Source organism: Sphaerimonospora sp. CA-214678 (assembly GCF_050942215.1).
Lineage (GTDB): Bacteria > Actinomycetota > Actinomycetes > Streptosporangiales > Streptosporangiaceae > Sphaerimonospora.
The window spans coordinates 1,739,955-1,764,670 of sequence record NZ_CP192056.1; the positions used below are offsets into that span (position 1 = coordinate 1,739,955).

Genomic DNA, 24,716 nt, shown 5'->3' on the forward strand with positions numbered 1-24,716 from the left:
GCCGGCCTTCCCTCCGCTCCGCGGAAAGCCCGAGCCGGCGAGGAGCGTTCCGCAGGTGAGGCGCGCTTCCCGGGCGAGGTGACCGGGCAAAGCTCGAAGGAATGGGCACTAGGCTGGGGACATGCCGGAGTACATCTACACGATGCAGCGTGTGCGTAAGGCGCACGGAGACAAGGTGGTCCTCGACGACGTCACGCTGTCGTTCCTCCCCGGAGCCAAGATCGGAGTGCTCGGGCCGAACGGCACGGGCAAGTCGACGCTGCTCAAGATGATGGCGGGGCTGGAGCAGCCGTCCAATGGCGAGGCCCGTCTGATGCCCGGTTTCACGGTCGGCATCCTCCTGCAGGAGCCGAAGCTGAACGAGTCCAAGACCGTGCTCGGCAACGTCGAGGAGGGCGTCGCCGAGACCAAGGCCATGCTCGACCGCTTCAACGAGATCGCCGAGCAGATGGCGACCGACTACAGCGACGAGCTCCTTGCGGAGATGGGCAAGCTCCAGGACGCACTGGACCACAGCAACGCCTGGGACCTCGACAGCCAGCTCGAGCAGGCGATGGACGCACTGCGCTGCCCGCCGCCCGACGCCGACGTCACCCAGCTCTCCGGTGGCGAGCGCCGCCGGGTCGCGCTGTGCAAGCTGCTGCTGGAGCAGCCCGACCTGCTGCTGCTCGACGAGCCCACCAACCACCTCGACGCGGAAAGCGTCCTGTGGCTGGAGCAGCACCTGGAGAAGTATCCGGGCACCGTCCTGGCCGTCACCCACGATCGCTACTTCCTGGACAACGTCGCCACCTGGATCCTGGAGCTCGACCGCGGCCGCTGCTACCCCTACGAGGGCAACTACTCCACCTACCTGGAGGCCAAGGCCGCCCGCCTCAAGGTCGAGGGGCAGAAGGACGTCAAGCGCAAGAAGCGCCTGGAGGAGGAGCTGGAGTGGGTGCGCTCCAACGCACGTGCCCGTCAGACCAAGAGCCGGGCCCGCCTCCAGCGCTATGAGGAGATGGCGGCCGAGGCCGACAAGTACCGCAAGCTCGACTTCGAGGAGATCCAGATCCCGCCGGGCCCGCGCCTGGGCACCACGGTCATCCGGGCCGAGAACCTGACGAAGGGCTTCGGCGAGCGCCTGCTCATGGACGGCATCTCCTTCGATCTGCCCCGCAACGGCATCGTCGGCATCATCGGCCCCAACGGCGTGGGCAAGACCACGCTGTTCCGCATGATCACCGGTGAGGAGAGCCCGGACGAGGGATCGATCAAGATCGGCGACACGGTCAAGATCTCCTACGTGGACCAGGGCCGTGGCGGGATCGACCCGAAGAAGAACGTCTGGGAGGTCGTCTCCGACGGGCTCGACCACATCAAGGTCGGCCACGTGGAGATGCCCTCGCGTGCGTACGTTGCGGCGTTCGGGTTCAAGGGACCGGACCAGCAGAAGCCCGCCGGCGTCCTGTCCGGCGGCGAGCGCAACCGGCTCAACCTGGCGCTGACCCTCAAGCAGGGCGGCAACGTGCTGCTGCTCGACGAGCCCACCAACGACCTCGACACCGAGACCCTGTCCAGCCTGGAGAACGCGCTGCTCGAGTTCCCGGGCTGCGCGGTGATCACCTCGCACGACCGGTGGTTCCTCGACCGCATCGCCACCCACATCCTGGCCTGGGAAGAAGGTTCGACCTGGTTCTGGTTCGAGGGCAACTTCGCCGACTACGAGAAGAACAAGGTCGAGCGGCTGGGTGCTGACGCTGCCCGCCCGCACCGGGTCACCTACCGCAAGCTCACCCGCGACTGACCCGCGTCCGACCGATGGACGGCCGACCACCCGCACCCCCGGCGTCGTTCCGGGGGCGCGGGTGGTCTACGTTGCTGCCGTGACCGACTTCCATCGCCAGACGACGTGTCAGGCGCCCGGCGACACCGGAACCGCAGGCCGATTCGTCTTCGAGCGCCCGGTGCGCTTCGCCGACATCGACAACCTGGGCCACGTGAACAACGTCCGCTTCTTCGACTATCTCGAGGACGCGCGGATGGCCATGTTCTACCCGATGCGGCGGCGGCAGAGCGGTGGTGCGAGGCCGGGCCTGGTGGTCGCCCGGCACGAGATCGACTATCGTCGGGCCCTCGATTTCAGGATCGAGCCGGTCCGGGTGGAGCTCTGGGTGACCGAGATCACCCCCGTACGGTTCAATCTGGCCTACGAGATCCGCGACGACGACGCGCTCTACGTCGAGGCGCGCAGCGTGATGGTCGCCTATGACATCGACAACGCCCGTCCCCGCCGGCTCGGCGAGGACGAGATCGCGCATCTGAAGGGGTTCCTCGTCACGTCCTGAGGATCGGATCACCGGTCCGTCAGCCAGGCCGCGGTGTCGGCGGGCAGGTCGGCGCCGGCGAGAGGACCGCTGGAGAGCAGCACGCGCTCGTGCGGCGGCAGCCGTACCGGATCTTCACCGCAGTTGATCGCGCAGGTCAGCGGACCGCGCCGGAAGAACAGCGCGTCGCCGGGGGCGGGCACCCACTCGATCGCATCCGGCAGCGTGCCCCGCAGATCGCGGCGCAGCGCCAGGGCCCGCCGGTAGAACGACAGCGTGGAGGAGGTGTCGGCCGCCTGCCGTTCCACCGTCAGCTCCGCCCAGTCGTCCGGCTGGGGCAGCCAGGACCCGCCGTCGCCGAAGCCGTACGGCGGCGCCGTCCCGGACCACGGCAGCGGCACCCGGCAGCCGTCCCGGCCCGGCAGCTCGCCGTTCGAGCGCTTGAACACCGGGTCCTGGCGGGCCTGCGGCGGCAGGTCGATCACCTCGGGAAGGCCGAGTTCCTCCCCCTGGTAGAGGTAGGCGGACCCGGGGAGGGCGAGCATGCTCAGCAGTGCGGCCCTGGCCCGGGCGAGCCCGGCCGACGGGTCGAGCGATCCCTCGCCATAGCGGGTGCGGTGCCGTACGACATCGTGGTTGGACAGCACCCAGGTCGGCGCCGCGACCGCGCGCAGGGTGTCGTCGATGACCTTGCGGAACGCCGTGGCCGACCACGGGGCCTCGAGCCAGGCGAAGTTGAAGCTCTGATGCAGTTCGTCGGGGCGGACATAACGCGCGAGGTCCTCGGCCGAGTCGGTCCATACCTCGCCGATCGCGACCCGCGTTCCGGGGTACGCGTCGAGCACCCGGCGCCACTCTCGGTAGATGTCGTGGACCTCGGGCCTGCTCCACATCGGCGATGCGGACCGGAAGCCGGGACCGGTGTCGGGCAGCCCCTCGGCCTTGATCAGCCCCATCGCGACGTCGATGCGGAAGCCGTCCACCCCGCGGTCGAGCCAGAAGCGCAGGATGTCGAGAAACTCCTCGCGCACCTCGGGATTGCGCCAGTTGAAGTCGGGCTGCTCGGGCGCGAACAGGTGAAGGTACCACTGCCCGTCGGGCACCCGCGTCCAGGCCGGCCCGCCGAAGGTGGACAGCCAGTTGTTCGGCTCGCCCCCGGTTCCGCCGGGGCCGTTCTCGCCGGGGCCGTGCGGGGCCCGTCCGTCCCGGAACACGTACCGGTCGCGCTCCTGGGACCCCCTGGGGGCCGCCAGGGCCTTCTGGAACCACGGATGGGCGGAGGAGCTGTGGTTGGGCACGATGTCCACCATCAGCCGCAGGCCGTGCGCGTGGGCGTCGGCCACGAGGTCGTCGAAATCGGCAAGGGACCCGAACACCGGGTCCACGTCGCGGTAGTCGGCCACGTCGTATCCGCCGTCGGCCATGGGGGAGGGATAGAAGGGGGTCAGCCAGATCGCGTCGACGCCGAGGTCCGCGAGGTACGGCAGGCGGCCGCGGATGCCCGCGAGGTCGCCCGTGCCGTCCCCCGAGGCGTCGGCGAAGCTGCGTACGTAGATCTCGTAAACGACGGCATCGCGCCACCAGGGGGTCTCATCCATGTTCGAGTGGCTGCCCGCCACGCGTGTGGATTATGCGTTCACCAGGCTGTGGGCGGCGTAGACGAGATACTTCCAGAACTGCTCGGCGCGCTCCGGCGGCATCTCCACCGCGTGGATCGCGTCCTGCATGTGCTTGAGCCAGGCGTCGCGCTCGCGCTCGCCGATGACGAACGGAACATGCCGCATGCGTAACCGCGGATGGCCGCGCCGCTGGCTGTAGGTGTTCGGGCCGCCCCAGTACTGGATGAGGAACAGGCGAAGCCGCTCCTCCGCCCCATCGAGGTCCTCCTCGGGGTACATCGGGCGCAGCAGCGGGTCGGTCGCGACGCCCTCATAGAAACGGTGGACCAGCCGCCGGAAGGTCTCCTCGCCCCCGACGGCGTCATAGAACGACTCGGTCTGCTCGCTCGTCACGGTCTCAGACTAGGCCAGCTACCCACCGGTAGGTTAAACGCGACGTCAGCCGGCGAAGGCCAGGCCCTTCTCGTCGAAGGCCCGCTTGATGCGCAGCCGCAGCTCGCGGGCGACCTCCGGGTACCGTGCCGGGGCGGTCTTGGCGGTCACCCGGAAGATCACGGTCGAGGCGGAGATCTGCTCCAGGCCGAAGACCTCGGGCTCCTCGACGATCAGCGTCCGCTGGAAGTCGGGGTCCTCCCACAGCTCGATCGCGGTGGTCTTCAGCAGGTCGCGCACCGCCCCCAGATCCGAGTCGTACGACACCGGCACGTCGACCAGCGCCCTCGACCAGCCCTGCGACTCGTTGCCGACCCGGCTGATCGTGCCGTTGCGCACGTACCAGACCTTCCCGTCCGCGTCGCGGAGGCGGGTGATCCGCAGGGTGATGGCCTCGACCGTGCCGATGGCCGAGCCGGTGTCGATCACGTCGCCCACGCCGTACTGATCCTCCAGGAGCATGAACATGCCCGCGATGAAGTCCTTGACGAGCTCCTGCGCGCCGAAGCCGATGGCGACGCCGAGGATGCCGACGCTGGTCAGCAGCGGGGCGAGCTGAACGTTCAGCTTGGCGAGCATCATGAGCGCGGCGGTGCCGAGGATCAGCACCGAGGACACGCTCCGCAGCACCGACCCCATCGCCTCGGCCCGCGCCCTGCGGCGCTCGGTCACGATGGCCGCGGTCGCGTCCGAGACCAGCAGGGCCCGGTTGCGCAGCCGCTCGGGCAGCACACCGGCGCTGGCCCTGAGCGTCACCCGGGTGATCAGCCGGTGGACGATGTTCCGTACGATCAGCGCCCCGGTGAGGATCAGGATCAGGACGATCAGGACGTCGGCGAACCCCGCGACGAGGGGCACCCAGGACGGGAAATCCCGGTCGGGGACCACGGCGTTGAGGATCGTGCAGAAGAGTCCCTCGCCCTTCTCACAGGCCGCCGCCGTGTTCGCCGCCGCCTGATCGAGATCGTAGATCTCGTCGGACGGGCTCGGGCTGGGCGCAAGGAACATCAGCGGGAACACGGAGCGGATCCCCCTCGGATCGTTTCGAACGGGCAACAGGAAGGTAAGACGTTCCCATACTGCCGATCGAACCGGCCCCCGTCACATCGCCGGGGAGACGGAAGCACGCCCGCAGCCGCTGCGGGTGTGCTTCGGTGACGGATGGCAGAGCGGGGACGCGCACCCGGAAGCGCGCCCGTCGCCGTTCTCCGAGAGGAGATCCCCCCGATGACCGTCCGCCCCGTGGCCCGGGTGGCTCCCCGGATCGGCTCGGACGGCGGTCTTCCGGTACGGCGGGCCGTACCGGTGGTATGCGGACGTGCGGATGGCCGCGGGTATGGGGGCCGGCGTGACGCCGCAACGTTCCGGCCAGGACGTGGTGAAACGGCCTGGGGAACGCTCCGCACCGGACGTCTCGCCGGCCCCGGGGACCGCGGTGGCGGTGTGTCCGTGGCTGCGTGGACCCTCCCCGCGACGAGAGGGTCTCCTCGGACTCCCTACTCGCTCACCGCGGCCAGCACTCGGGCGACCTTCGTGGCCGCTCCCGCGGGGTCGTCCCCCCGGTGCATGCGCTCGCCCCAGGACCACCAGTAGTCGGTCGCCTGGCAGACGACGTTCTCGGTGAGGCTGGTCGCGTTCGGATTGATGACGCGGACGTAGGCACGGCCTGAGGGGGTGCGTATGACACGGGCGATCAGTCCCCGGGCGTCCAGTTCGGAGACCAGATGTTCCAATCGCCGGAAATCATCCTCTCCCAACGAGGTCCTCCTTTATTTCGGCTGACGACCGGTTCGTGATCGCCGCTCAAGATGTTCGGCCTGCCCAAGATGACTCACCGAACGCGGCCGGTCAACGGGCCCGGGAACCGCTGAGGTATAGGGAACCTCCAAGTTGGTTGAAAGAAACCCCCAATGGGGGGACGATCCTTAATCAGCTCGTCCAAAGTCGAGACTTGGCCGCGCCAACTTTGGTCCATCATTATGGTGTGGGCAGAGTGCGACGGAGTCGCTACTCTGCGTCACCGAGTGGATCGGTCGGGAAACGTTGGGCTGCGAGCGCGGCCCGGCCGTGAGAGAGGGGCCGGAATGTCCGGCAGGCAACACAGGGAGACGGAGACCGCGCGTCGGATCCGGGCGCGCGGCCTCGCCGTCGGTCGCGGCCCGGCCGTGATCGCCCAGGAGATCCACGAGGTGTGCGAGCCGCAGTTCGGGACGACGAGGATCAAAGCTCATCGCCTCTCGAACGGCATCGCCCTCGCCGACGTCATCGAGCAGGTGCGGGCACTCTTCGAAAGAGACAAAAAACCCGTCCCGGGGATCGGCGAGACGCTACTGTCCGCATACGAGTCGGGCATGAAGCGTCCCGGCCCGGAGTATCTCCACTACCTGTGCTCGGTCTACCGGGTCGAACCGCTCGCCCTCGGATTCGATGGTCCCTGCATCTGCGGTCACGGCCACATGATCACGAAGGCCGGGGGTAGCGGAGGCCAGCAGGAAGAACGACTTGAGACTTCCCCCGGTGTGCGTGAGACACGGGTTCCGCCGGACGGCGGCGATCCCTCGGCGAATGGGGGTGAGGAGGACGAGAACGTGCTACGGAGGACGCTGCTGCAGCTCCTCGTCGGCGGTGTGGGTGCCGTCGGCGCCGGCGGGGTCGCCGGGGGGGCTGAGGGAGACAAGGCCGCGCTCGCCCCGGACAGCCAGGTGCTCGGCGCCGTGGAGAACCTCCGGCGGCGGATGGACCAGACGATAGTGAGCTCCACCGTCTCGCCGACGATGCTCGATCATTGGGAGCAGACCACGAACGGCTTCGGCCGGCTGTACATGAACACCCAGCCCAATCGGCTGCTCTGCGATGTGCTGCTGGAATTCTCCGCCGTGCGCCGTGCGCTGGAGCGCCGGCAGCCCATCGAGATGCAGGAGCGGCTGTGCAAGATGGCCGCGCAGCTCGCCGGGCTCGCCGGGATGATCATGATAGACCTGGGCGACCATCGTGAGGCGCGGGCGTTCTTCCGTACCGGCCGGCTCGCCGCGGACGAGACCGGCGACCGTGCGCTGCGTGCCTGGGTCACCGCCAGGGAGTCCCTGGTCCCGCTCTACTACGGAGACCCGCGTGAGGCGCTGAGCCTGGCCAGGAAGAGTCGCGATCTGGCCGGCCAGACGCCCTGCGCCGCCCGGACCATGGCGCCGGTCGTCGAGGCCAGGGCCCTGGCCAAGATGACGACCACAGGCGCTCCCCGTCACGAGGTCGTGGAGCAGGCCAAGCGGGCGCTGCATCGGGCCCGGGCCGCGTTCTCCCAGATGAACGCGAGCGATCAGGAGGATCCGGCCTTCGGCTACACCGAGCGGCAGCTCTACTTCTACCAGGGCGACGTCCTCGTGAAGCTGGGCCAGACCCTGGAGGCCGACGTCCTGCTGCAGCAGGCGCTGGGCAAATACACCGGAGAGGACCTGCTCGACCAGACCCTTATCCGCTTCGACCGCGCGCTGTGCCGGCACCTGGAGGGAGACCTGGACGCGGCGCTGGCGATGGGCAGGGAAGCGCTCGAGGTGATCTCCAACGATTACTGCACCGACCTGATGCTCCGCCCGGCGCGTGACCTGATCAAGTCCATGCGGGACGAGTACGGCGACCATCCCAAGATCATCGAGTTCAGCGATCTGGTCAGCTCGCGCAAGGTCGTCAGCCGCAACGTGAGCGGGGCATGACACCCCGGCTCAGGATCCGCCGATACCGGTGGTCAGATCTCGACACGATCTGGGCCCTGCACCAGATCGGCCTCGCCCAGGTCGGCGTCGTGCCGGGCGATGGCGTCTACTACGACGATGACTTTCCTCGGATCACCGAGATCTACCTCGCCAACCGGGGCGAGTTCCTGGTCGGAGAGGTGGCCGGTTCGGGGATCGTCGCCATGGGCGGTCTGCGCCGCATCGACGACGAGACCGCCGAGATGTGCCGTCTTCGCGTCCATCCCGACCACCAGCGGCGCGGCTACGGCTCGCAGATGGCCGCGGCGCTCGAGAGCCGGGCCCGGCTGCTGGGCTATTCGGTGCTGCGGGGCGACACCACACTGCGACAGATGGCGGCCGTCGAGCTGTATCGGAAATCGGGGTGGCGGGAGCTGCGCCGCGAGATCCGCGGAGATGTCGTCGTGGTATATGGCGAAAAGCAGCTGAATGCCGTGGTTGCACCGATTTCGATAGATAGATAATACTTCCTCTCCTTGGCGGATTGCGGATGTCTATCGATACTTGTGCCTTGTTCTCAGTTTCTCGGGAGAGAGGCACGATGAAAAAGATCATCATCCGTAAGCCCGGTACGGTGCGGCTCACCGGGACGTCGAGCGTCATCCACAAGGGGTGAAAGGCGGCGGTCGCCATTTCTGGGTCAGGGGAAACCTCTCCCGTGACCGTTCGCGGGTGCTCCGGACCCTGGAGTCGCCGCCCCTTCTGACGCCCGTTGTCAACGGGCACCGCCGGCTGTGTGGTCCCTACACGATCGGCGGCGCGGTGCTCCGCGCGCTCGTGCCGATCGCGCTGGAGCGTTCCCCCGGTCTCGTCGCGGCGCACGACATCGAGATCCGCGCGGCCGCTCCTGATCTGCGCCCGATGGTGCCCGCTCGCCGGGAGAGCATCGAGGCGCGCATCCCGGAAGCCGAGCGGATTCTGGTCCCCGCGCCACGGCGGACCCTGCGCATCGCCAATGGGATCGCGGAGTTCGTCGACGGCTGCCTGCGCGAGTGCCTGCCCGGCTCACGGACGCTCGCCGCCGACAACGTGCACCGGGCCGACCCCACCGACCGTGAACTGCTGGGCGTGCTGGCCCGGCGGGCGGGCGATCTCACGTTGGCGCTCGGCTCGGCGCGGCCGCACCGGCACACGGCGGGGTGGGTCGAGGTGACGGCCGGCCGGGGAGAGTCGGATGATCAGCTGGAACCACACCCCGGTGATCGTGCCGACCGGTACATCGCGTCCGACGGCACCGACGACGATCCCGCCGCCTACGAGGCGTATCTCGCGCTGCCGTCCGGGGAGCGGGCGCGCCGCCACGACCGGCGCGCCGCCCAGCTCGCCGCCGATCCCGAGCGCACGCGGGGATTCGCGCTGGGCGCGCTGCCGTACCATCTCGAGCACGGCGGCGACCGGGACGCCGCGCTCGACGTGCTGTGGGCGGCGGTGGACCACTGCGTCCTGGAGGGGTTTCTCGATGCCGTCGCCGAGCTGGGCGAGCGCGGGCTGGCACTCGCCACCCCCGGCACCGACCTGTGGTGGCGCTTCACCCAGCGCACCGCCACCGCGCTGGCCGGACTGGGCCGCCGCGACCACGCCCTGCGGCTGTGGGACCGGGCCAGGAGGGTGAGCGAGGATCCCGCCGTGCACGCGGCCGCCGCGTACGGCACGGCCATGCTGGACGCCCGCCACCCCGATCCGCGCCGGCGCGACCTGGGCCGGGCCACCGGCTGGATCAACGAGGCCATCGCGATCTCCACGCTGCTGCCCGACCGGCGGGAGCGGGCCTTCAAGCTCGGGTTCGACCGGAACGGACGGGCGCTCATCGAGCTGCGACAGGGGAGGGTCGAGGCCGCGCTGAGCCTGGTGGAGTCGGCGCTCGATCTCGCGCGGCGTGAGCTTCCCCCGCACGTCCATCCCGTGCATCGGATGGTGCTGCTCGCCAACCGGGCCCAGCTGCTCGCGCGGATGGGGCGGGCCACCGAGGCCCTGGGTGATTTCGACCGCGCCATCGCCATCGATCCCGCTTTTCCCGACCACTACCTCGACCGGGGGAACCTGCTGTTCGAGCTGGGCCGCGCCGACGAAGCGGTGGCCGATTACGAGACCGCGATGCGGATGAGCCCGCCGCTGCCGGAGGCGTACTACAACCGGGCCGAGGTCCGTCTGGCCGCCGGGGAGCTGGAACGCGCGAGGACCGACCTCGATCACGTTTTGGAGCTGGACCCGGACCACCTCGACGCGTACGTCAACCGTGCGGGGGTGCTGGAGATGCTCGGCGAGCACGAGGCGGCCAGAAGCGACGTCGCCGCCGGGCTGGCGCTCGATCCGGGCAATGCCCACCTGCACGGCGTGCTCGGTCAGCTGGAGGCCGCCGCGGGACGGTTCGCCGAGGCACGGGTCGCGTACGACACGGCCCTGGCGGCCGATCCCCGTCTCACCTCGGCCTGGGCCAACCGCGCGGTGCTGCGCTACGAGACCGGCGACGCGACGGGTGCGGTGGAGGACCTGACCCACGCCATCGAGCTCGGGGGCACCGGTGCCGACGACGCCGCGCTCTACTTCAACCGGGGCACGGCCCTGATGGATCTCGGGCGGCCGGACGAGGCCGGGCTGGACTTCCGCCGGGCCCATGCCCTCGCACCCGGTGATCCGGACATCGGGCTCGCGCTGGAACGCCAGGAAAAGGCGAGGTGAGATGGGGGCCGCGAGCCCCGTGAGGTGGGCGAGGCGCCTTCGGCCGGCCCGTGGCTTTACCCTTGGACGGGAGCAGCAGCACCCCGCCGCTGAAGATCGAAGTCGTTGAGGTTCGAAGCATGAGCGCTGAATACGTGCTGACCCTGTCCTGCCCGGATCGCCCCGGAGTGGTAGCGGCGGTCTCGGGGCTGCTGACCCGCCACGATTGCAACATCATCGAGAGCCAGCAGTTCGGCGACCCGATGGCCGAGCGGTTCTTCATGCGGGTCCAGTTCGCCGGCCGGCCGGGCATCGATGAGCTTCGCACGGCCTTCGCCGCGCTCGCCCCGGAGTTCGGCATGGAGTTCGAGCTCTTCGATCTCGCCGGCAAGCCCCGGGCGCTCGTGCTCGTCAGTAAGCTCGGCCACTGTCTCAACGACCTGCTCTACCGGGTGCGGTCGGGTCTGCTGCCGATCGAGATCGTGGCCGTCGCCTCGAACCATCCCGACCTGCGGCCGCTCACCCAGTCGTACGGCATCGACTACCACCACCTGCCGGTCACCGCGGAGAGCAAGCCCCGGCAGGAGGCCGAGCTGCTCACACTGGTCGACCACTACCGTGCCGACATGGTGGTCCTCGCCCGCTACATGCAGGTGCTGTCGGAGGAGGTGTGCGCCAAACTGGCCGGCCGCATGATCAACATTCATCACTCGTTCCTGCCGTCGTTCAAGGGCGCCAAGCCGTACCATCAGGCGTACTCGCGCGGGGTCAAGCTGATCGGGGCCACCGCGCATTACGTCACGCCCGACCTCGACGAGGGCCCGATCATCGAGCAGGAGGTGGCCCGGGTGAACCACACCCACTCACCCGAGGACCTCGCCGCGCTCGGCCGCGATCTCGAGTGCCAGGCGCTGGCCCGGGCCGTCCGATGGCACGCGGAGCACCGCGTGCTGCTGGACGGCCACAAGACCATCATCTTTCCCCGCTGAACGGGCCCTCGTCGACCGGGCAGGCTACACCTTCAGGCCCGTGTGGGCGGCGATGAAAGCGAGCTGGTCGGCCAGGAGATCGACGGACCGGCTCACGGCCCGTGCGCCGTGGCCGACCTCCGCCTCGTTGCGCAGCAGAATCGGTCGGTCCCCGGCCTGTGCGTGCTGAAGGGCCGCCGCCATCTTCCAGGCGTGCAGCGGATGCACCCGGGTGTCGGAGGCGAAGACCGTGAACATCGTGGCGGGGTAGGCCGTCCCCGTGCGCACGTGGTGATAGGGCGAGTAGCCCCACAGCCAGCCGAACTCCTCCGCGACCTCGGCCGAGCCGTACTCGACGTTCCAGGTCGCCCCGAGACCGAAACGCTCGTATCGGATCATGTCGAGCAGCGGCGCCGAGCAGACCACGGCGGCGTACAGGTCGGGCCGCTGGGTGAGCGCAGCACCGACCAGGAGGCCGCCGTTCGAGCCGCCCGAGATGGCGAGGCGGTCCTCCGTCGTGACCCCGGTGGAGATCAGATGCTCGGCCGCTGCGTGGAAGTCGTCGAAGACGTTCTGCTTGTGGGCGAGCATTCCGTCGCGGTGCCACTGCTCGCCCTCCTCACCGCCGCCGCGAAGCTGCGCGACCGCGTAGACGCCGCCCGCCTCCACCCAGGCCAGCGTCGAGGCCGAGAAGCCGGGGTTCATCGAGATGCCGAAGCCGCCGTAGCCGTACAGGATCGTGGGCCGGGGCCCGGAGTCTCCCGCCCGGGAGACCACGAGCATCCGGACCTCGGTGCCGTCCTCGGACCGGTAGACGACCTGCTCGGTGTGGGCCTCGGGCACCTCGACCGCGCCCGGCGGGGCCTCCCACATGGTGGTCTCGCCGGTCTTCGCGTCGAAACGGTAGACGGTCGTCGGCGTGATGTTGTCGGTGTAGCTGAACCAGGCCTCGTGGCCGCCCTCCGGGCGCTCGATCAGGGCGCCGACCGAGCCGAGGCCGGGCAGCGGCACATCGCCGACCCGTTCGCCGCTCTCCAGGGCGTGGATCGTGACCTCGGAGATCGCGTGCCGCGTCCACCCGACGAGCAGGACCGGCTCGGCCGCGTCGTCCCCGCCGCCGGTCTCGTCCAGGATCGCGAAGCCGCTGAGCACGGCCTCGGCGTCCTCGGGGATGAGGTCACGCCAATGCTCACGCGCCGGTGTGTGCGGCGATGTGACGCAGACCCGCCCGCGTGGCGCGTCCAGGTCGGTGAAGACGTAGAGCCGCCCGTCGCGGCCGAAGTGCAGCCCGGTCTGGGCGTCCACGTCCTGCTGCACGGTGAGCAGCTCCGGCGATTCCACCGGTGAGGCCGACAGGTCGGCCACCCACAGGTCGTTGCGCGGGGCCGTACCACGCGAGGCGGAGATCGACAGCCAGCGGCCGTCGCGGGAGACCGCCACGCCGTAGTAGTTGGTCTTCTCCAGGCCCTGCCCGAAGATCATGACGTCGTCGTCCGCCGGGGTCCCGACGCGGTGCAGGTAGACCCGGCGGTGGAACTGCTCCTCGCCCTGAGGGACCTCGGTGGGCGCCAGTCTGCGTACGTAGTAGAACGCCTCGCCGCCGGGCAGCCAGGCGATGGGGGAGTAGCGGCATCGGTCGATCGGCCCTTCGACGATCTCGCCGGTCGCCACGTCGAGCACGAACAGGCGTGACTCCTCGTCGCCGCCCACCGAGATCTGGTAGGCCAGCCGGTTCCCCTCCTTGTCCGGCTGATAGGAGTCGAGGGTGGTGAGCCCGGAGGAGTCGAGGGCCGTCGGGTCGAGCAGCACCCGCTCGGCGTCGCCCTCGGCCACGTAGAGGACGGGATGCTCCTGATCGGGCGTACGGCGGGTGAAGAACCGGCGCTCGCCACGCCACACAGGCGTGCCGACCGATCCCGAGCGCAGCAGCTCGGCGATCCGGTCGCGGAAACGCTCGCGGCCCGGCAGGTCCGTCTCGCGCATCAGCGCATCCTGTGCGTCCAGCCACTCCTTCGTGGCCGGATCGTCCGGGTCCTCCAGCCAGCGGTACGGATCCGGCACCGGCGTTCCGTGCAGGTCGTCGACGATGTCGTCGCGGCGGGCGGGCGGGTACGGCAGTCGCGTCATGCTGGCACTTTAGAACAGTCGGCTGACATCAGGCGTTGTTGACGGCTCGCCGTCCGTACCCGGCCAAGTCGGGCGTAAGTGGATGATCGGCTGGGAATAAGAAGCCCAGGCGTCCCGATCGCCAGCCCGGTGCTCCGTATATGGGGTGGCGAAACGGTCGCTGTGCAGGCCACACTCTTGGGGAAAGGGCGGTGCCGTGGTGACGATCCGCTGGGCCGTCCGGCGGAGGTCCCTGTGACGGAAGCATCCGGGTCCCAGAAGAAGGGACCCCAACAACCAAGGCGCACAGCCGGGATTGTCGGGGAGGCCGGCTGATGCGCCAAGTCCTGCTGCTCAACGCGACATACGAACCGCTGACCACGCTTTCCCTGCACCGGGCAGTCGTCCTGCTGCTGAGAGAGAAGGCGGACGTCGTCCACCACGACGGGTGTGGCGCGGTACTTCGCTCGGCGACCTGCACGTTCGACGTGCCCTCGGTGATCCGGCTACGTCGCTACGTGCGCATCCCCTACCGTTCGCGCATCCCGCTCACGCGGGCCGCGCTGATGCGCCGGGACGACTTCCGCTGCGCCTACTGCGGACAGCGGGCCGAGACCATCGACCATGTCGTGCCGAGATCCAAGGGCGGTCCCCACACCTGGGAGAACTGCGTCGCCTCGTGCATGCCGTGCAACCACTACAAGGCCGACAAGCTGCTGGAGGAGCTGGGGTGGACCCTGCGCGCGACCCCGGTGGCACCGCGCGGGATGCACTGGCGGCTCATCGGCGCGCAATTCGACGGCGATCCCCAGTGGGCGCCCTACCTCGCCAAACCGGCGGCGTGATAGGCCGGTCCTGATGAGATGGTCGTTCACGAGGGACGTCGAGGAGTTCGCTGCGGTGGCAGAGCCGTGGCTGCTGCGCGACCCGGCCGGCAACACGGTCCTGCTGACCGTGCTGCTCGGGCTGCGGGCCGGCCAGTTCGCCGAGGATCCGCTGATGGGCTGGCTGGAGGACGACGACGGGGAGGTGGCGGGTGTGATCACGCACACGCCCCCCTACCCGCTCGGGATCGCGGACATGCCCTTACACGCGCTGCCTCCGCTGGCCCGGGAACTGATCGAGATGGATCGGACGGTCCACGCCGCCCGAGGCGCGGTGGAGATGGTGGAGGCGTTCGGCCGGGAGTGGTGGCGGCCCGAGACGAGCCGGCGGGCCGAGCGGCTCTACCGGCTCGGCACGCTCGCGCCGTGCGCCGTCCCGGGCAGGGCGTGTACGGTCACGGCGGGCGAGGTCGACGAGGCCGCGCGGTGGTTCCGCGAGTTCCAGGACGAGGCTCATATCGACCGCACGGCCGACCCCACCCCGGTCGTCTCGGCACGGGTCAACCGTGAGGAGCTGATCTGGTGGGAGGACGGTGATCGCCGGGTGTCGCTCGCCGCGCTCTCCACCCCCGTCGCCGGCATGTCGAGGATCGGGCCCGTCTACACGCCTCCCGAGTTCCGCCGCCGCGGGTACGGCAGCGCCGCCACCCACGCGGTGAGCCGGAGGGCGATGGACGAGGGGGCCACCGAGGTGCTGCTGTTCGCCGACCTCTCCAACCCCACGTCGAACTCCATCTACCGGAGGCTGGGCTTCCGCCAGGTCGCGAACCACCTCACGATCGACTTCTCCTAGGGAGGCCTTCCGGCGGCGCAGGCCGTACCCTATGGGCATGCCTCGCTATGACTACCGTTGCCGCGCGTGCGGATCCACCTTCGAGCTCAACCGGCCCATGGCCGAGGCGAACGCCCCGGCCGCCTGTCCGGCGGGCCATGACGACACGGTGAAGTTGCTGTCCACGGTCGCGATGACCGGGCGGGCCGCCGCCGCGCCGCGCCCCTCCGGCGGCGGAGGAGGCTGCTGCGGCGGTGGCTGCTGCGGCTGACCGGGCTCCGGCCGGTCCGCCCGCAACGTGCTTGACATGATGACCGGTCAGGCCGCGGCGCGGCGCTTGGCCGTACGCCGCTGGAAAGGGAGATAACGCTCCGGCAGGTGCGGCCGGGCCGGGAGGTCGGTCGGCTCGACCGCGACTATCCGGTCGAACCGGAACGCCCGGATGCCCCGGCGCAGCCGGCACCAGCCGACCAGGTACCAGAACTCCCCGTGGACCAGGCAGGTCACCGGCTCGACGTCGCGGAACGTGAGATGGCCCGCGGCGTCGTGATACTGGAGACGGATCACCAGCCGGGCGGTGACGGCGTTCGCGATCAGCCTCGCCCGTCCGGCGACGTCGGGCGCGAGCGGTGTGGTGAGCGTGGTCAGGGTGGTGGCGATGACGTCGTCGTCGAGGTCGAGGTGGTCGAATGCGTGACGCAGCCCGCGGCGGGCGGTGACGGACTGCGGGCCGGCCCCGAGATGGGCGAGTGACAGGGCGAGGGCGGCGATCTCCGCCGCGGTCAGCGATTGCCGTGTGACGTTGGCCATACCCTGACGATAACGACGGGCACTGACATTTTTCCGAACATGCTATCGGCTTTTCTCGAACAGGCTATCGTACCCTAGCTCCATGGCCACACGCCCCCGGGTACGTCCCCTCCCGGGGACACCCCCGCCGTGATCTTGCGAATCCTCGCAGGATCGGCTCGCCGCCTGCGGCTTCGCATGTCGTGATCTTGCAGAAACTCGCAGACAGCCCGTGTGACCTGCGACTCGACCATCCGTGATCTTGCAGTGTGCGAGCTGCAAGATCACGGGCTGGGTGGCTGCCGGGAGGGCCGGGCTGGGTGGCTGTCAGGAGAGCTGGGACAGGTCGCGGGACGCCCCCGTGGAGGCGGAGGTGGTCAGCGCCGCGTACGCCTGGAGCGCCACCGAGACCGAGCGCTGCCGGTCACGGGGGCGGTATCCGCCGAGGTCGGTGAGCAGCCGCTCCCGCCGGGTGGCGAGTTCCTCGTCCGTGACCTTGAGCTCGATCGTCCGGCGCGGGATGTCGATCTCGATGATGTCGCCGTCGGCCACCAGGGCCATGATGCCGCCCTCCGCCGCCTCGGGAGAGGCGTGGCCGATCGACAGGCCCGACGTCCCGCCGGAGAACCGGCCGTCGGTGATGAGCGCGCACACCTTGCCGAGGCCCTTGCCCTTGAGGAAGCTCGTGGGGTAGAGCATCTCCTGCATGCCGGGGCCGCCCTTGGGGCCCTCATAGCGGATGACGACCACGTCGCCGGCCTTGACACGGTCGCCGAGGATGCCCTCGACCGCCGCCTCCTGGGACTCGAACACGACGGCCGGGCCGGAGAACCGCCAGATCGACTCGTCCACGCCGGCGGTCTTCACCACGCAGCCGTCCTGGGCCAGGTTGCCGTACAGCACGGCGAGACCGCCGTCGCGGGTGTAGGCGTGCTCCATGTCCCGGATGCAGCCATCGGCCCGGTCGAGGTCGAGCGTCTCCCACCGGGCGCTCTGCGAGTAGGCCCGGACCGTGCGGACGTTGCCGGGGGCGGCGTGCCACAGCTCGATCGCCTCGTCGGTGACCTCGGGCGACTTCGGATCCCACGCGGCCAGGCAGTCGGCCAGGGAGGCCGAGTGGATGGTGGGCACATCGCGGTGGAGCAGGCCGGCCCGGTCGAGCTCGCCGAGGATGCCGGGGACTCCGCCGGCACGGTGCACGTCCTCGACGTGGTACTTGGAGGTCGCCGGTGCGACCTTGCACAGACACGGCACCCGCAGCGAGAGCTCGTTGATCTCCTTGAGCCCGAACTCGACCCCGGCCTCCCGGGCCGCGGCCAGCAGGTGCAGGATCGTGTTGGTCGAACCGCCCATGGCCACGTCGAGCGCCATCGCGTTCTCGAACGCGTCACGGGTGGCGATGCTCCGCGGCAGAACCGACTCGTCGTCTTGGTCGTAGTAGCGGCGGGCGATCTCCACGATCGTGCGGCCGGCCTTCTCGAACAGCCCCTTGCGCGCCGTGTGGGTGGCCAGCGTCGTGCCGTTGCCGGGCAGCGCCAGCCCGATCGCCTCCGCCAGGCAGTTCATCGAGTTGGCCGTGAACATGCCGCTGCAGGAGCCGCAGGTCGGGCAGGCGCTCTCCTCCATCGCGAGCAGCTCGTCGTCGGAGACGCTGTCGTCGGCTGCGGCGATCATCGGGTCGATCAGGTCGAGCTTGCGGCCGGGGGTCTTCCCGGCCTCCATCGGGCCGCCGGAGACGAAGACCGTCGGGATGTTGAGCCGGAAGGCCGCGAGCAGCATGCCCGGAGTGATCTTGTCGCAGTTGGAGACGCAGATCAGCGCGTCGGCGCAGTGGGCGTTCACCATGTACTCGACCGCGTCGGCGATGAGCTCCCGGGACGGCAGTGAGTAGAGCATGCCGCCGTGGCCCATCGCGATGCCGTCGTCGACCGCGATCGTGTTGAACTCGCGGGGGATGGCGCCGGCCTCCCGGACGGCGGCGGAGACCACGTCGCCGACCTCGCGCAGATGCACATGTCCGGGGACGAACTGGGTGAAGCTGTTCGCCACGGCGACGATCGGTTTGCCGAAGTCGCTGCCCGCCACGCCCGTGGCCCTGAGCAGCGCCCGGGCACCGACCATATTCCTGCCGTGTGTGACCGTACGAGACCTGAGCGCGGGCATGGGCGGACTCCCATCCGAAGACTACGAGTCTTCAAATGGTACGGCTATCGACCGGCTGCCGAGACCGCCCGTCCATGTCTCGGACGTCGTGCCGGTCGGTGGACGGTGCCGGGCTATTCGTAGCGGGGCGGCAGGACCTGCTCGGCGGCACTGTAGATCGCGTCGATTTCCGCGATGGTGAGTGACTTCTCCCGTTTTGTAATCCACTTACGGACGAGACCGCCGGAGAAGACGTCGACCTCGCGGATGTTGAGGATCCGCCACGGGATCGGGGGACCGTAGATCGCCAGGGACGGCACGATGGTGATCTCGCGGCCGAGCGCCTCGGAGATCAGCTGGCTGGCCTGGGTGGCCTCCCAGCGGGCCTCGTCGAGCCGGGGTTTCCGGTTGAACGGTCCGTGGAACAGCTTGCGGTGTGACTGCACCCGTACGGGAAGACGCTTGTCCCACTTCTCCGAGTCGACCGCGTACACCCCGGTCGGGCCGACGACCAGGTGATCGATCTGGGCCTCGCTGCCGGGGATGGCCCGGGCGTGCAGCGTCCGGAACCCGCTGCGCTCGAGTTTCCTGAGCTGGACCTCGGTCCGGCGCTCCGCGGCGGAGGCGCGCCGCCAGGCCGGGATCGACGAGACGGTCCTGGCCCGATAGACGGTGTCGGCGATGACCGCGATGATCGCGGCGGTGAGGCCGATCCGCCAGTTCGCGAAGAGGATTCCCGCCACGATGCCGGCCGCCGCCCCGATCAGCGCGCGTAGACGCAGATGACGGTATCTCGGGTCATGAATCATGATCCTGATCGATGCGCGTTCGGCTGGTCTGGCAGGTGCGCGGGCATGTATGTGCGCCTTGGGGGGAGCATCGGGCGGCGGTTGCGCGACCGGTTGGGCCGCCGTTTGCGCGGCGGAGGGTGCCGCAGGGGTCTCCGATGCGGTCGGCGTCGTCTGGGACGGCTCCGACGGGTGGTCACTCACCCATATGGGTGACGTATCGTGACCGTCTTCGGGCGCTAGACCGGTATCCACATCACTCACGGTAGTTGAGCTGTCAGCGGGCTGCCTAGTGTTGGTTGGTTCATACTTTTGTGGCCTGCTTGAACCGGTTCACGGCGGACCCCTGTGGGTATCTTCTCTAGATATCTTCCGGCGAGAGACCTGTCGTGTGACGGCGTGGCAGACATCCGCGATCTTATCGCGCGGGAACAGGCGGCCGCCGGGCGTTCCCGGGAACCGCTGCGGTGGGCCCACTGCCTTTCGGGGGGCGACCGCAGCCGATCAGGCCGGTGACATTCCGGTGAGGCGTGCGGCGGCGGCATGGGCGAGGTCGATGAGCGGGTCGGACGGTGGCGGCCCGGCGGGGGCGGAGACGCTGATCGCGAAGGTGCCCCGGTCCGTCTGGACGGCCACCAGCCCCGGATAGAGCATCGCACCGCCGCCGATCCCCTGGATCGGCCGTCCCTGGACCCGGGTCATGATATGGCCGAGCACCATCAGATAGCGGGACAGCAGGCCCGCCGCCGTGTGCACGTCGACCCGCACGCCGTCGCGGGACCGGTAGCTGCAGGAGCGCATGCTCAGCCAGGAGGGCGCCGGGAGCTCCCCCTCGAATGCATCGGGGCCTTCCACGTCCACGCCGAGAACACGCTTGAGATCCTCCGGGGTGACCAGCTCGGCGGGCCGCGGTCCGTCCTCTGCAATCCGGGACGGCGGGGTCGGGGCGGGCACGGGGAAGACCTTGACGTCACCCGGCCGTGCCCGCGGGCCGCTCAGGTGCTGGGAGGAGATCATCGGTGGGGGCCTCCTGGGCGGGACGGTAGACCCGGGTGGACGGCGCGGCAGCTGCCCGGCGCCCGGTTTTCCCCAATATCACCGCCGACCGCTTGCATCTCCCTTGCGGCCCGCTTTCTCGCCCGAGACCCCTTCCGTCGCAGGGGGCGGGCCCCGGCGGAGTGCGCCGGGGCCCGTCTCGCCCTGTGCGGGCATGTGGTCAGGCGGAGGCGTCCTTGGCCCGGGCGCGCAGGGCCCGGCTGATGCCGTCGGCGCCCTCCAGCAGCAGCCGCCGCAGCGCGTGCGGCGGCTGTGCCGCGCTGATGTGGTCCTGCGTGACGGCCACGGTCTCGGGCCGGATCAGCAGGGCCGGGTAGCAGCCGACCGCGAAGTTCTGCGCCATGTCGGACGTCCACTCGCTCCAGATGCGCCCGGCCTCGTCGAAATACCTCCGGGCGTACGGCTCCAGCAGGTCGACGTGGTGCGGGTCCATGAAGCCGAGGATCGTGGAGCGCAGCAGCGCCCCGCTCAGCTCGCCGCCGACGATCGACGCCCAGGCCTGCTCCTTGGCCTCCGCCGTGGGAATCGCGGCCCGGCACATCGCGGCCGAACGCTCACCGGTCGCGGTGGCGTCGCGCGCCAGCTCGGCGTCGATGTTCCCGGCGTCGAGCACGCCGCCGACGACCAGCGCGTGCGTGAGCGTCCAGCGCAGGTCGGCGTCGACGGCCAGCCCGTCCGGTACGGCGGTGCCTTCGAGGACGCCCTTGACGAACGCGAGGTCCTCGGTCGAGGCGGCGATGGCGGCGAACGCGTTGACGTACGCGAGCTGGTGGTCGGAACCGGGCTCCGCCGCCGCGATCATGCGCCGCAGCGCCCCGGCCAGCTCGGCGAGCCCGGTCGCCAGCCAGGCCGGGTCGGCGTACTGCTGCACGGCCTGGCGGGCCTGCCGCAGCACGGCCTGCACCACGCTGATGTCGCTCACCGAATCGATCCCCGAGACCACCAGTTCGACGTAGTCGCGGGCGGCCAGCTCCGCGTCGCGGGTCATGTCCCAGGCGGCCGACCAGCACAGGGCACGGGGCAGTGAGTCGCGGAAGGCGGTGATGCCGCCGCCCACCAGGGTCTCCAGCGACCGCTCGTCGAGCCGGATCTTGGCGTAGGTGAGGTCGTCGTCGTTGACGAGCACCAGGTCGGGCCGGATCTCACCGACCAGCTCGGGGACGGCCGTGCGGGCGCCGACCACGTCGAGCTCCACCCGCCTGGTCCGGGTGAGCACGCCGTCCGTCATCGAGTACAGCCCGATCGCGATCCGGTGCGAACGCAGCGTGGGGTGCTCGGCCGGCGCCTCCTGGAGCACGTCGAAGGAGACGAACCTGCCCTCGTCGTCCGTCGTGAACGACGGGCGCAGCGTGTTGACCCCCGAGGTCTCCAGCCACTCCTTCGACCAGGCGGACAGGTCGCGGCCGGAGGTGTGCTCCAGCGCCGACAGCAGATCCTGCAGGGTCGTGTTGCCCCAGGCGTGCTCGCCGAAGTAGTCGCGGACCCCGGCGAGGAAGTTGTCGAGGCCGACGTAGGCGACGAGCTGCTTGAGCACCGAGGCGCCCTTGGCGTACGTGATCCCGTCGAAGTTGACCTCGACCGCCTGCATGTCCGGGATGTCGGCGGCGATCGGGTGAGTGGAGGGGAGCTGGTCCTGCCGGTAGGCCCAGGCCTTCTCGACGTTGGCGAACGTCGTCCACGCACCCTGACCCCAGCGGGTGGCCTCGGCCTGGCACAGAATGGACACGAACGTCGCGAACGACTCGTTCAGCCACAGGTCGTCCCACCACCGCATGGTGACCAGGTCGCCGAACCACATGTGCGCCATCTCGTGCAGGATCGTCTCGGCGCGGCGCTCCACCATGGCGTCGGTCACCCGCGACCGGAAGACGTAGTCCTCCAGGAACGTGACGGCGCCCGCGTTCTCCATCGCGCCCGCGTTGAACTCCGGCACGAACAGCTGGTCGTACTTCCCGAAGGGATAACGCACGCCGAAGACGCGGTGGTAGAAGTCGAAGCCCTGCTTGGTGACCTCGAAGATGTTCTCCGGGTCGAGGTGCTCGGCAAGCGACCGCCGCACGTAGATGCCCAGCGGGATCCCGTCGTGCTCGTCCCGCACCACGGCGTACGGCCCGGCGATCAGCGCGGTGATGTACGTCGACATGCGCGGCGTGGGCGGGAAGTGCCAGCGCCGGGCGGCCTGGAGCCTGCCGTGCTTGCCGTGGTGCTCCTCCAGCTCCTCGACGGCGTCGGGGGCGGCGTTGGAGACCACCTCCCAGTGGGCGGGCGCGAGCACGGTCAGTTCGAAGGTCGCCTTGAGGTCGGGCTGGTCGAAGCAGGCGTACATCCGGTGCGCGTCCGCCGTCTCGAACTGGCTGTGCAGGTAGACCTGCCGGTCGACCGGGTCGACGAACCGGTGCAGGCCCTCGCCGGTGCGCATGTACGACACGTCGGCGTCGATGCGCAGCCGGTTCTCCTCGGCCAGGTCCGGCAGTGGGAAGCGGCCCTTCTCGGCGTCGTAGGTCCGCGGGTCGAGCTCCCTCCCGTTGAGCACGACCTTGCGCACGTGGGCGCCGTGCAGATCGATGAACGTCTCCGCCCCCGGACGGCTGGAGGTGAAGTCGACCGTCGTGATGCTCTCGAACCGCTCCTCGCCCTCGGTCAGATCGAGCTCGACCAGATAGGACCGGACGTTCAGCAGCCGGGCCCTCTCCCGAGCCTCATCACGCGTGAGATTTCCTGCCACACCTGCTCCTCATCGCCTGTCGATGCCCCCTATCCCAGCCGCCCGTCGCGAAAGGGATAACCAGAATCCTGCCACGCCACGCTGACAAGGCAGCATTCTCGACCTCTCCTACCTGGGGAGGGAGGAACCGGTCGAGCTGACAACCGGGCTGACAGCTCGACTGATGATCGATGCAACCACATTCCCGCCGGGCCGGGGAATGGTGTGGAAAGTGACCGTGTCCGAATTGATGGTGTTCGGTCGGTGATATGAGATCGAAACCGCCGGGTGTGATCCCCACGCTCGCGTTCCGGGGGCCGCAGCGCGAGGATGAGATGGTGCGCCACCTTTATGTGAACGGAGTCTGGGTGCCCTCCGCCTCCGGCGAGAGCGTCGACGTGGTGAATCCGGCGACCGAGGAGATCGTCGACAAGGTGCCGGCGGGCTCGCCCGGCGACGTCGAGGCAGCGGTCGCCGCCGCACGCGCCGCCTTCCCGTCGTGGTCGTCGACCGCCCCGGCGGAGCGCGCCCGGCTGCTGGCAGCGGCGGCGGGCCTGCTGCGTGAGCGCGCCGACCGGATCGCCGCGACGATCGCCGCCGACATGGGTGCGCCGCTCGCTCTCGCGCTGAAGGTGCAGACGCTGATGCCGATCGGCGTCCTGGAGTCGTACGCGGAACTGGCCGGGCGGTACGGCTTCGACGCGGGCCGGGTGGGCAACTCGCTCATCGTCCGCGAGCCCGTGGGCGTGGTCGGCGCGATAACCCCGTGGAACTACCCGCTCCACCAGATCATCTGCAAGGTGGCGCCGGCGCTGGCCGCGGGCTGCACGGTCGTGCTCAAGCCGAGTGAGGTGGCGCCGCTCGCTGCGTACGCGCTCGCCGACGTCCTGCACGAGGTCGGCCTCCCGCCCGGCGTGTTCAACATGGTCAGCGGGTACGGGCCGGTCGTCGGCGAGGCGCTGGCAGGACACCCGGACGTGGACATGGTGTCGATCACCGGGTCGACCGGCGCGGGTCGCCGGGTGGCCGGCCTGGCCGCCGAGACGGTCAAGCGGGTCGCGCTGGAGCTCGGCGGGAAATCGGCCAACGTGATCATGCCGGACGCCGACCTGGAGACCGCCGTGAAGGCGGGCGTCGCGGGAGCCTACGTCAACTCCGGGCAGACCTGCTCGGCGCTGAGCCGCATGCTCGTGCACTGGGACTCCTACGACGAGGCGGTGCGGCTGGCCGTCGGCTTCGCCAGGAAGTACGCCCCGGGCGATCCCTTCGCCGAGGGCACCAGGCTGGGGCCGCTGGTCTCCGCCGCGCAGCGCGACCGGGTGATCCGCTACCTCAACCTCGGTGAGGAGGAGGGCGCCAGGCTGGTGCTGGGCTGTACGGACAACCCGGTGGAGCGCGGGTTCTACGTCGAGCCCGCCGTGTTCGCCGGCGTCTCCCCGGGCATGCGCATCGAGCAGGAGGAGATCTTCGGCCCGGTTCTGTCGATCATCCCCTTCGGCACCGAGGACGAAGCCGTCGAGATCGCCAACGGCACGCCGTACGGGCTGTCGGGGGCGGTGTGGGCGGGAACGGAGGAGAAGGCGCTCGCCGTGGCGCGCAGGCTGCGCACCGGCCAGGTCGCGATCAACGGCGGCAGGTTCAACCCGCTGGCGCCGTTCGGCGGCTACAAGCGCTCCGGGGTCGGCCGCGAGCTGGGCGAGCCGGGCCTGGAGGAGTACCTGGAGATCAAGGCCATCCAGACCTGAG

20 protein-coding genes are annotated in these 24,716 nt (G+C 69.7%); 10 read left to right on the top strand and 10 right to left on the bottom strand.

The window, feature by feature from the left end; genetic code table 11:
- Positions 1 to 121: 121 nt before the first annotated feature.
- A complete protein-coding gene (gene ettA / locus ACQP1K_RS08090) occupies positions 122 to 1,786 on the top strand; it encodes an energy-dependent translational throttle protein EttA (protein WP_433500254.1) in 1,665 nt (554 codons plus the stop codon).
- A gap of 79 nt (positions 1,787 to 1,865) precedes the next feature.
- Positions 1,866 to 2,327: an acyl-CoA thioesterase gene (locus ACQP1K_RS08095; protein WP_433500255.1), complete on the top strand. Its 462-nt coding sequence runs from the start codon at positions 1,866 to 1,868 to the stop codon at positions 2,325 to 2,327.
- Positions 2,328 to 2,335: 8 nt separating this feature from the next.
- Here ACQP1K_RS08095 and ACQP1K_RS08100 read toward each other — a convergent pair whose 3' ends face one another.
- From ACQP1K_RS08100 to ACQP1K_RS08115, 4 genes are all read right to left on the bottom strand, one after another.
- Positions 2,336 to 3,904 carry a glycoside hydrolase family 13 protein gene (locus ACQP1K_RS08100; protein WP_433501514.1) on the bottom strand — a complete coding sequence of 523 codons (1,569 nt, stop codon included), beginning with the start codon at positions 3,902 to 3,904 and terminating at the stop codon, positions 2,336 to 2,338.
- Between the two features lie 30 nt (positions 3,905 to 3,934).
- On the bottom strand, positions 3,935 to 4,318 hold the full coding sequence (locus ACQP1K_RS08105) for a globin (protein ID WP_433500256.1): 384 nt from the start codon (positions 4,316 to 4,318) through the stop codon (positions 3,935 to 3,937).
- 45 nt (positions 4,319 to 4,363) lie between these two features.
- Positions 4,364 to 5,377, bottom strand: a complete 1,014-nt coding sequence (locus ACQP1K_RS08110; RefSeq protein ID WP_433500257.1) for a mechanosensitive ion channel family protein — start codon at positions 5,375 to 5,377, stop codon at positions 4,364 to 4,366.
- 476 nt (positions 5,378 to 5,853) lie between these two features.
- Positions 5,854 to 6,114 carry a hypothetical protein gene (locus tag ACQP1K_RS08115; RefSeq protein ID WP_433500258.1) on the bottom strand — a complete coding sequence of 87 codons (261 nt, stop codon included), beginning with the start codon at positions 6,112 to 6,114 and terminating at the stop codon, positions 5,854 to 5,856.
- 327 nt (positions 6,115 to 6,441) lie between these two features.
- Between ACQP1K_RS08115 and ACQP1K_RS08120 the strand changes: the two genes are divergently transcribed.
- From ACQP1K_RS08120 to purU, 4 genes are all read left to right on the top strand, one after another.
- Entirely contained in the window at positions 6,442 to 8,064 is a 1,623-nt protein-coding gene (locus tag ACQP1K_RS08120; RefSeq protein ID WP_433500259.1) for an XRE family transcriptional regulator, read from the top strand.
- Positions 8,061 to 8,567 carry a GNAT family N-acetyltransferase gene (locus tag ACQP1K_RS08125; RefSeq protein WP_433500260.1) on the top strand — a complete coding sequence of 169 codons (507 nt, stop codon included), beginning with the start codon at positions 8,061 to 8,063 and terminating at the stop codon, positions 8,565 to 8,567. Before ACQP1K_RS08120 ends, ACQP1K_RS08125 begins: the two co-directional genes overlap by 4 nt.
- Positions 8,568 to 8,775: 208 nt before the next feature.
- Positions 8,776 to 10,782: a tetratricopeptide repeat protein gene (locus ACQP1K_RS08130; protein ID WP_433500261.1), complete on the top strand. Its 2,007-nt coding sequence runs from the start codon at positions 8,776 to 8,778 to the stop codon at positions 10,780 to 10,782.
- A 119-nt stretch (positions 10,783 to 10,901) separates the two neighbouring features.
- Positions 10,902 to 11,750, top strand: a complete 849-nt coding sequence (purU, locus tag ACQP1K_RS08135) for a formyltetrahydrofolate deformylase (protein WP_433500262.1) — start codon at positions 10,902 to 10,904, stop codon at positions 11,748 to 11,750.
- A 24-nt stretch (positions 11,751 to 11,774) separates the two neighbouring features.
- Here purU and ACQP1K_RS08140 read toward each other — a convergent pair whose 3' ends face one another.
- Positions 11,775 to 13,856, bottom strand: coding sequence for a prolyl oligopeptidase family serine peptidase (locus ACQP1K_RS08140; RefSeq protein WP_433500263.1), 2,082 nt, complete (start codon positions 13,854 to 13,856; stop codon positions 11,775 to 11,777).
- Positions 13,857 to 14,170: 314 nt separating this feature from the next.
- On the opposite strand from ACQP1K_RS08140, the gene ACQP1K_RS08145 reads away from it, so the two are divergent.
- From ACQP1K_RS08145 to ACQP1K_RS08155, 3 genes are read left to right on the top strand one after another with little or no spacing between them, the layout of a single operon-like run.
- Complete coding sequence (locus ACQP1K_RS08145) at positions 14,171 to 14,680, top strand: HNH endonuclease (RefSeq protein ID WP_433500264.1); 510 nt, start codon at positions 14,171 to 14,173, stop codon at positions 14,678 to 14,680.
- Between the two features lie 13 nt (positions 14,681 to 14,693).
- On the top strand, positions 14,694 to 15,512 hold the full coding sequence (locus ACQP1K_RS08150) for a GNAT family N-acetyltransferase (RefSeq protein WP_433500265.1): 819 nt from the start codon (positions 14,694 to 14,696) through the stop codon (positions 15,510 to 15,512).
- Between the two features lie 37 nt (positions 15,513 to 15,549).
- Positions 15,550 to 15,762 (top strand): FmdB family zinc ribbon protein, encoded by a 213-nt coding sequence (locus ACQP1K_RS08155; RefSeq protein WP_433500266.1) that lies wholly within the window; start codon positions 15,550 to 15,552, stop codon positions 15,760 to 15,762.
- Positions 15,763 to 15,809: 47 nt separating this feature from the next.
- Here the strand turns inward: ACQP1K_RS08155 and ACQP1K_RS08160 are convergent, their stop codons facing one another.
- From ACQP1K_RS08160 to pepN, 5 genes are all read right to left on the bottom strand, one after another.
- Positions 15,810 to 16,301 carry a helix-turn-helix transcriptional regulator gene (locus ACQP1K_RS08160; RefSeq protein WP_433500267.1) on the bottom strand — a complete coding sequence of 164 codons (492 nt, stop codon included), beginning with the start codon at positions 16,299 to 16,301 and terminating at the stop codon, positions 15,810 to 15,812.
- A 306-nt stretch (positions 16,302 to 16,607) separates the two neighbouring features.
- Complete coding sequence (ilvD, locus tag ACQP1K_RS08165) at positions 16,608 to 18,443, bottom strand: dihydroxy-acid dehydratase (protein ID WP_433500268.1); 1,836 nt, start codon at positions 18,441 to 18,443, stop codon at positions 16,608 to 16,610.
- A 113-nt stretch (positions 18,444 to 18,556) separates the two neighbouring features.
- Positions 18,557 to 19,231 (bottom strand): nuclease-related domain-containing protein, encoded by a 675-nt coding sequence (locus tag ACQP1K_RS08170; protein WP_433500269.1) that lies wholly within the window; start codon positions 19,229 to 19,231, stop codon positions 18,557 to 18,559.
- 483 nt (positions 19,232 to 19,714) lie between these two features.
- Positions 19,715 to 20,227, bottom strand: a complete 513-nt coding sequence (locus ACQP1K_RS08175; RefSeq protein ID WP_433500270.1) for a hypothetical protein — start codon at positions 20,225 to 20,227, stop codon at positions 19,715 to 19,717.
- A 199-nt stretch (positions 20,228 to 20,426) separates the two neighbouring features.
- Positions 20,427 to 22,991, bottom strand: a complete 2,565-nt coding sequence (gene pepN, locus ACQP1K_RS08180) for an aminopeptidase N (RefSeq protein ID WP_433500271.1) — start codon at positions 22,989 to 22,991, stop codon at positions 20,427 to 20,429.
- A 317-nt stretch (positions 22,992 to 23,308) separates the two neighbouring features.
- On the opposite strand from pepN, the gene ACQP1K_RS08185 reads away from it, so the two are divergent.
- Positions 23,309 to 24,715: an aldehyde dehydrogenase family protein gene (locus tag ACQP1K_RS08185; protein ID WP_433501515.1), complete on the top strand. Its 1,407-nt coding sequence runs from the start codon at positions 23,309 to 23,311 to the stop codon at positions 24,713 to 24,715.
- The last annotated feature ends 1 nt before the right edge of the window (position 24,716 follow it).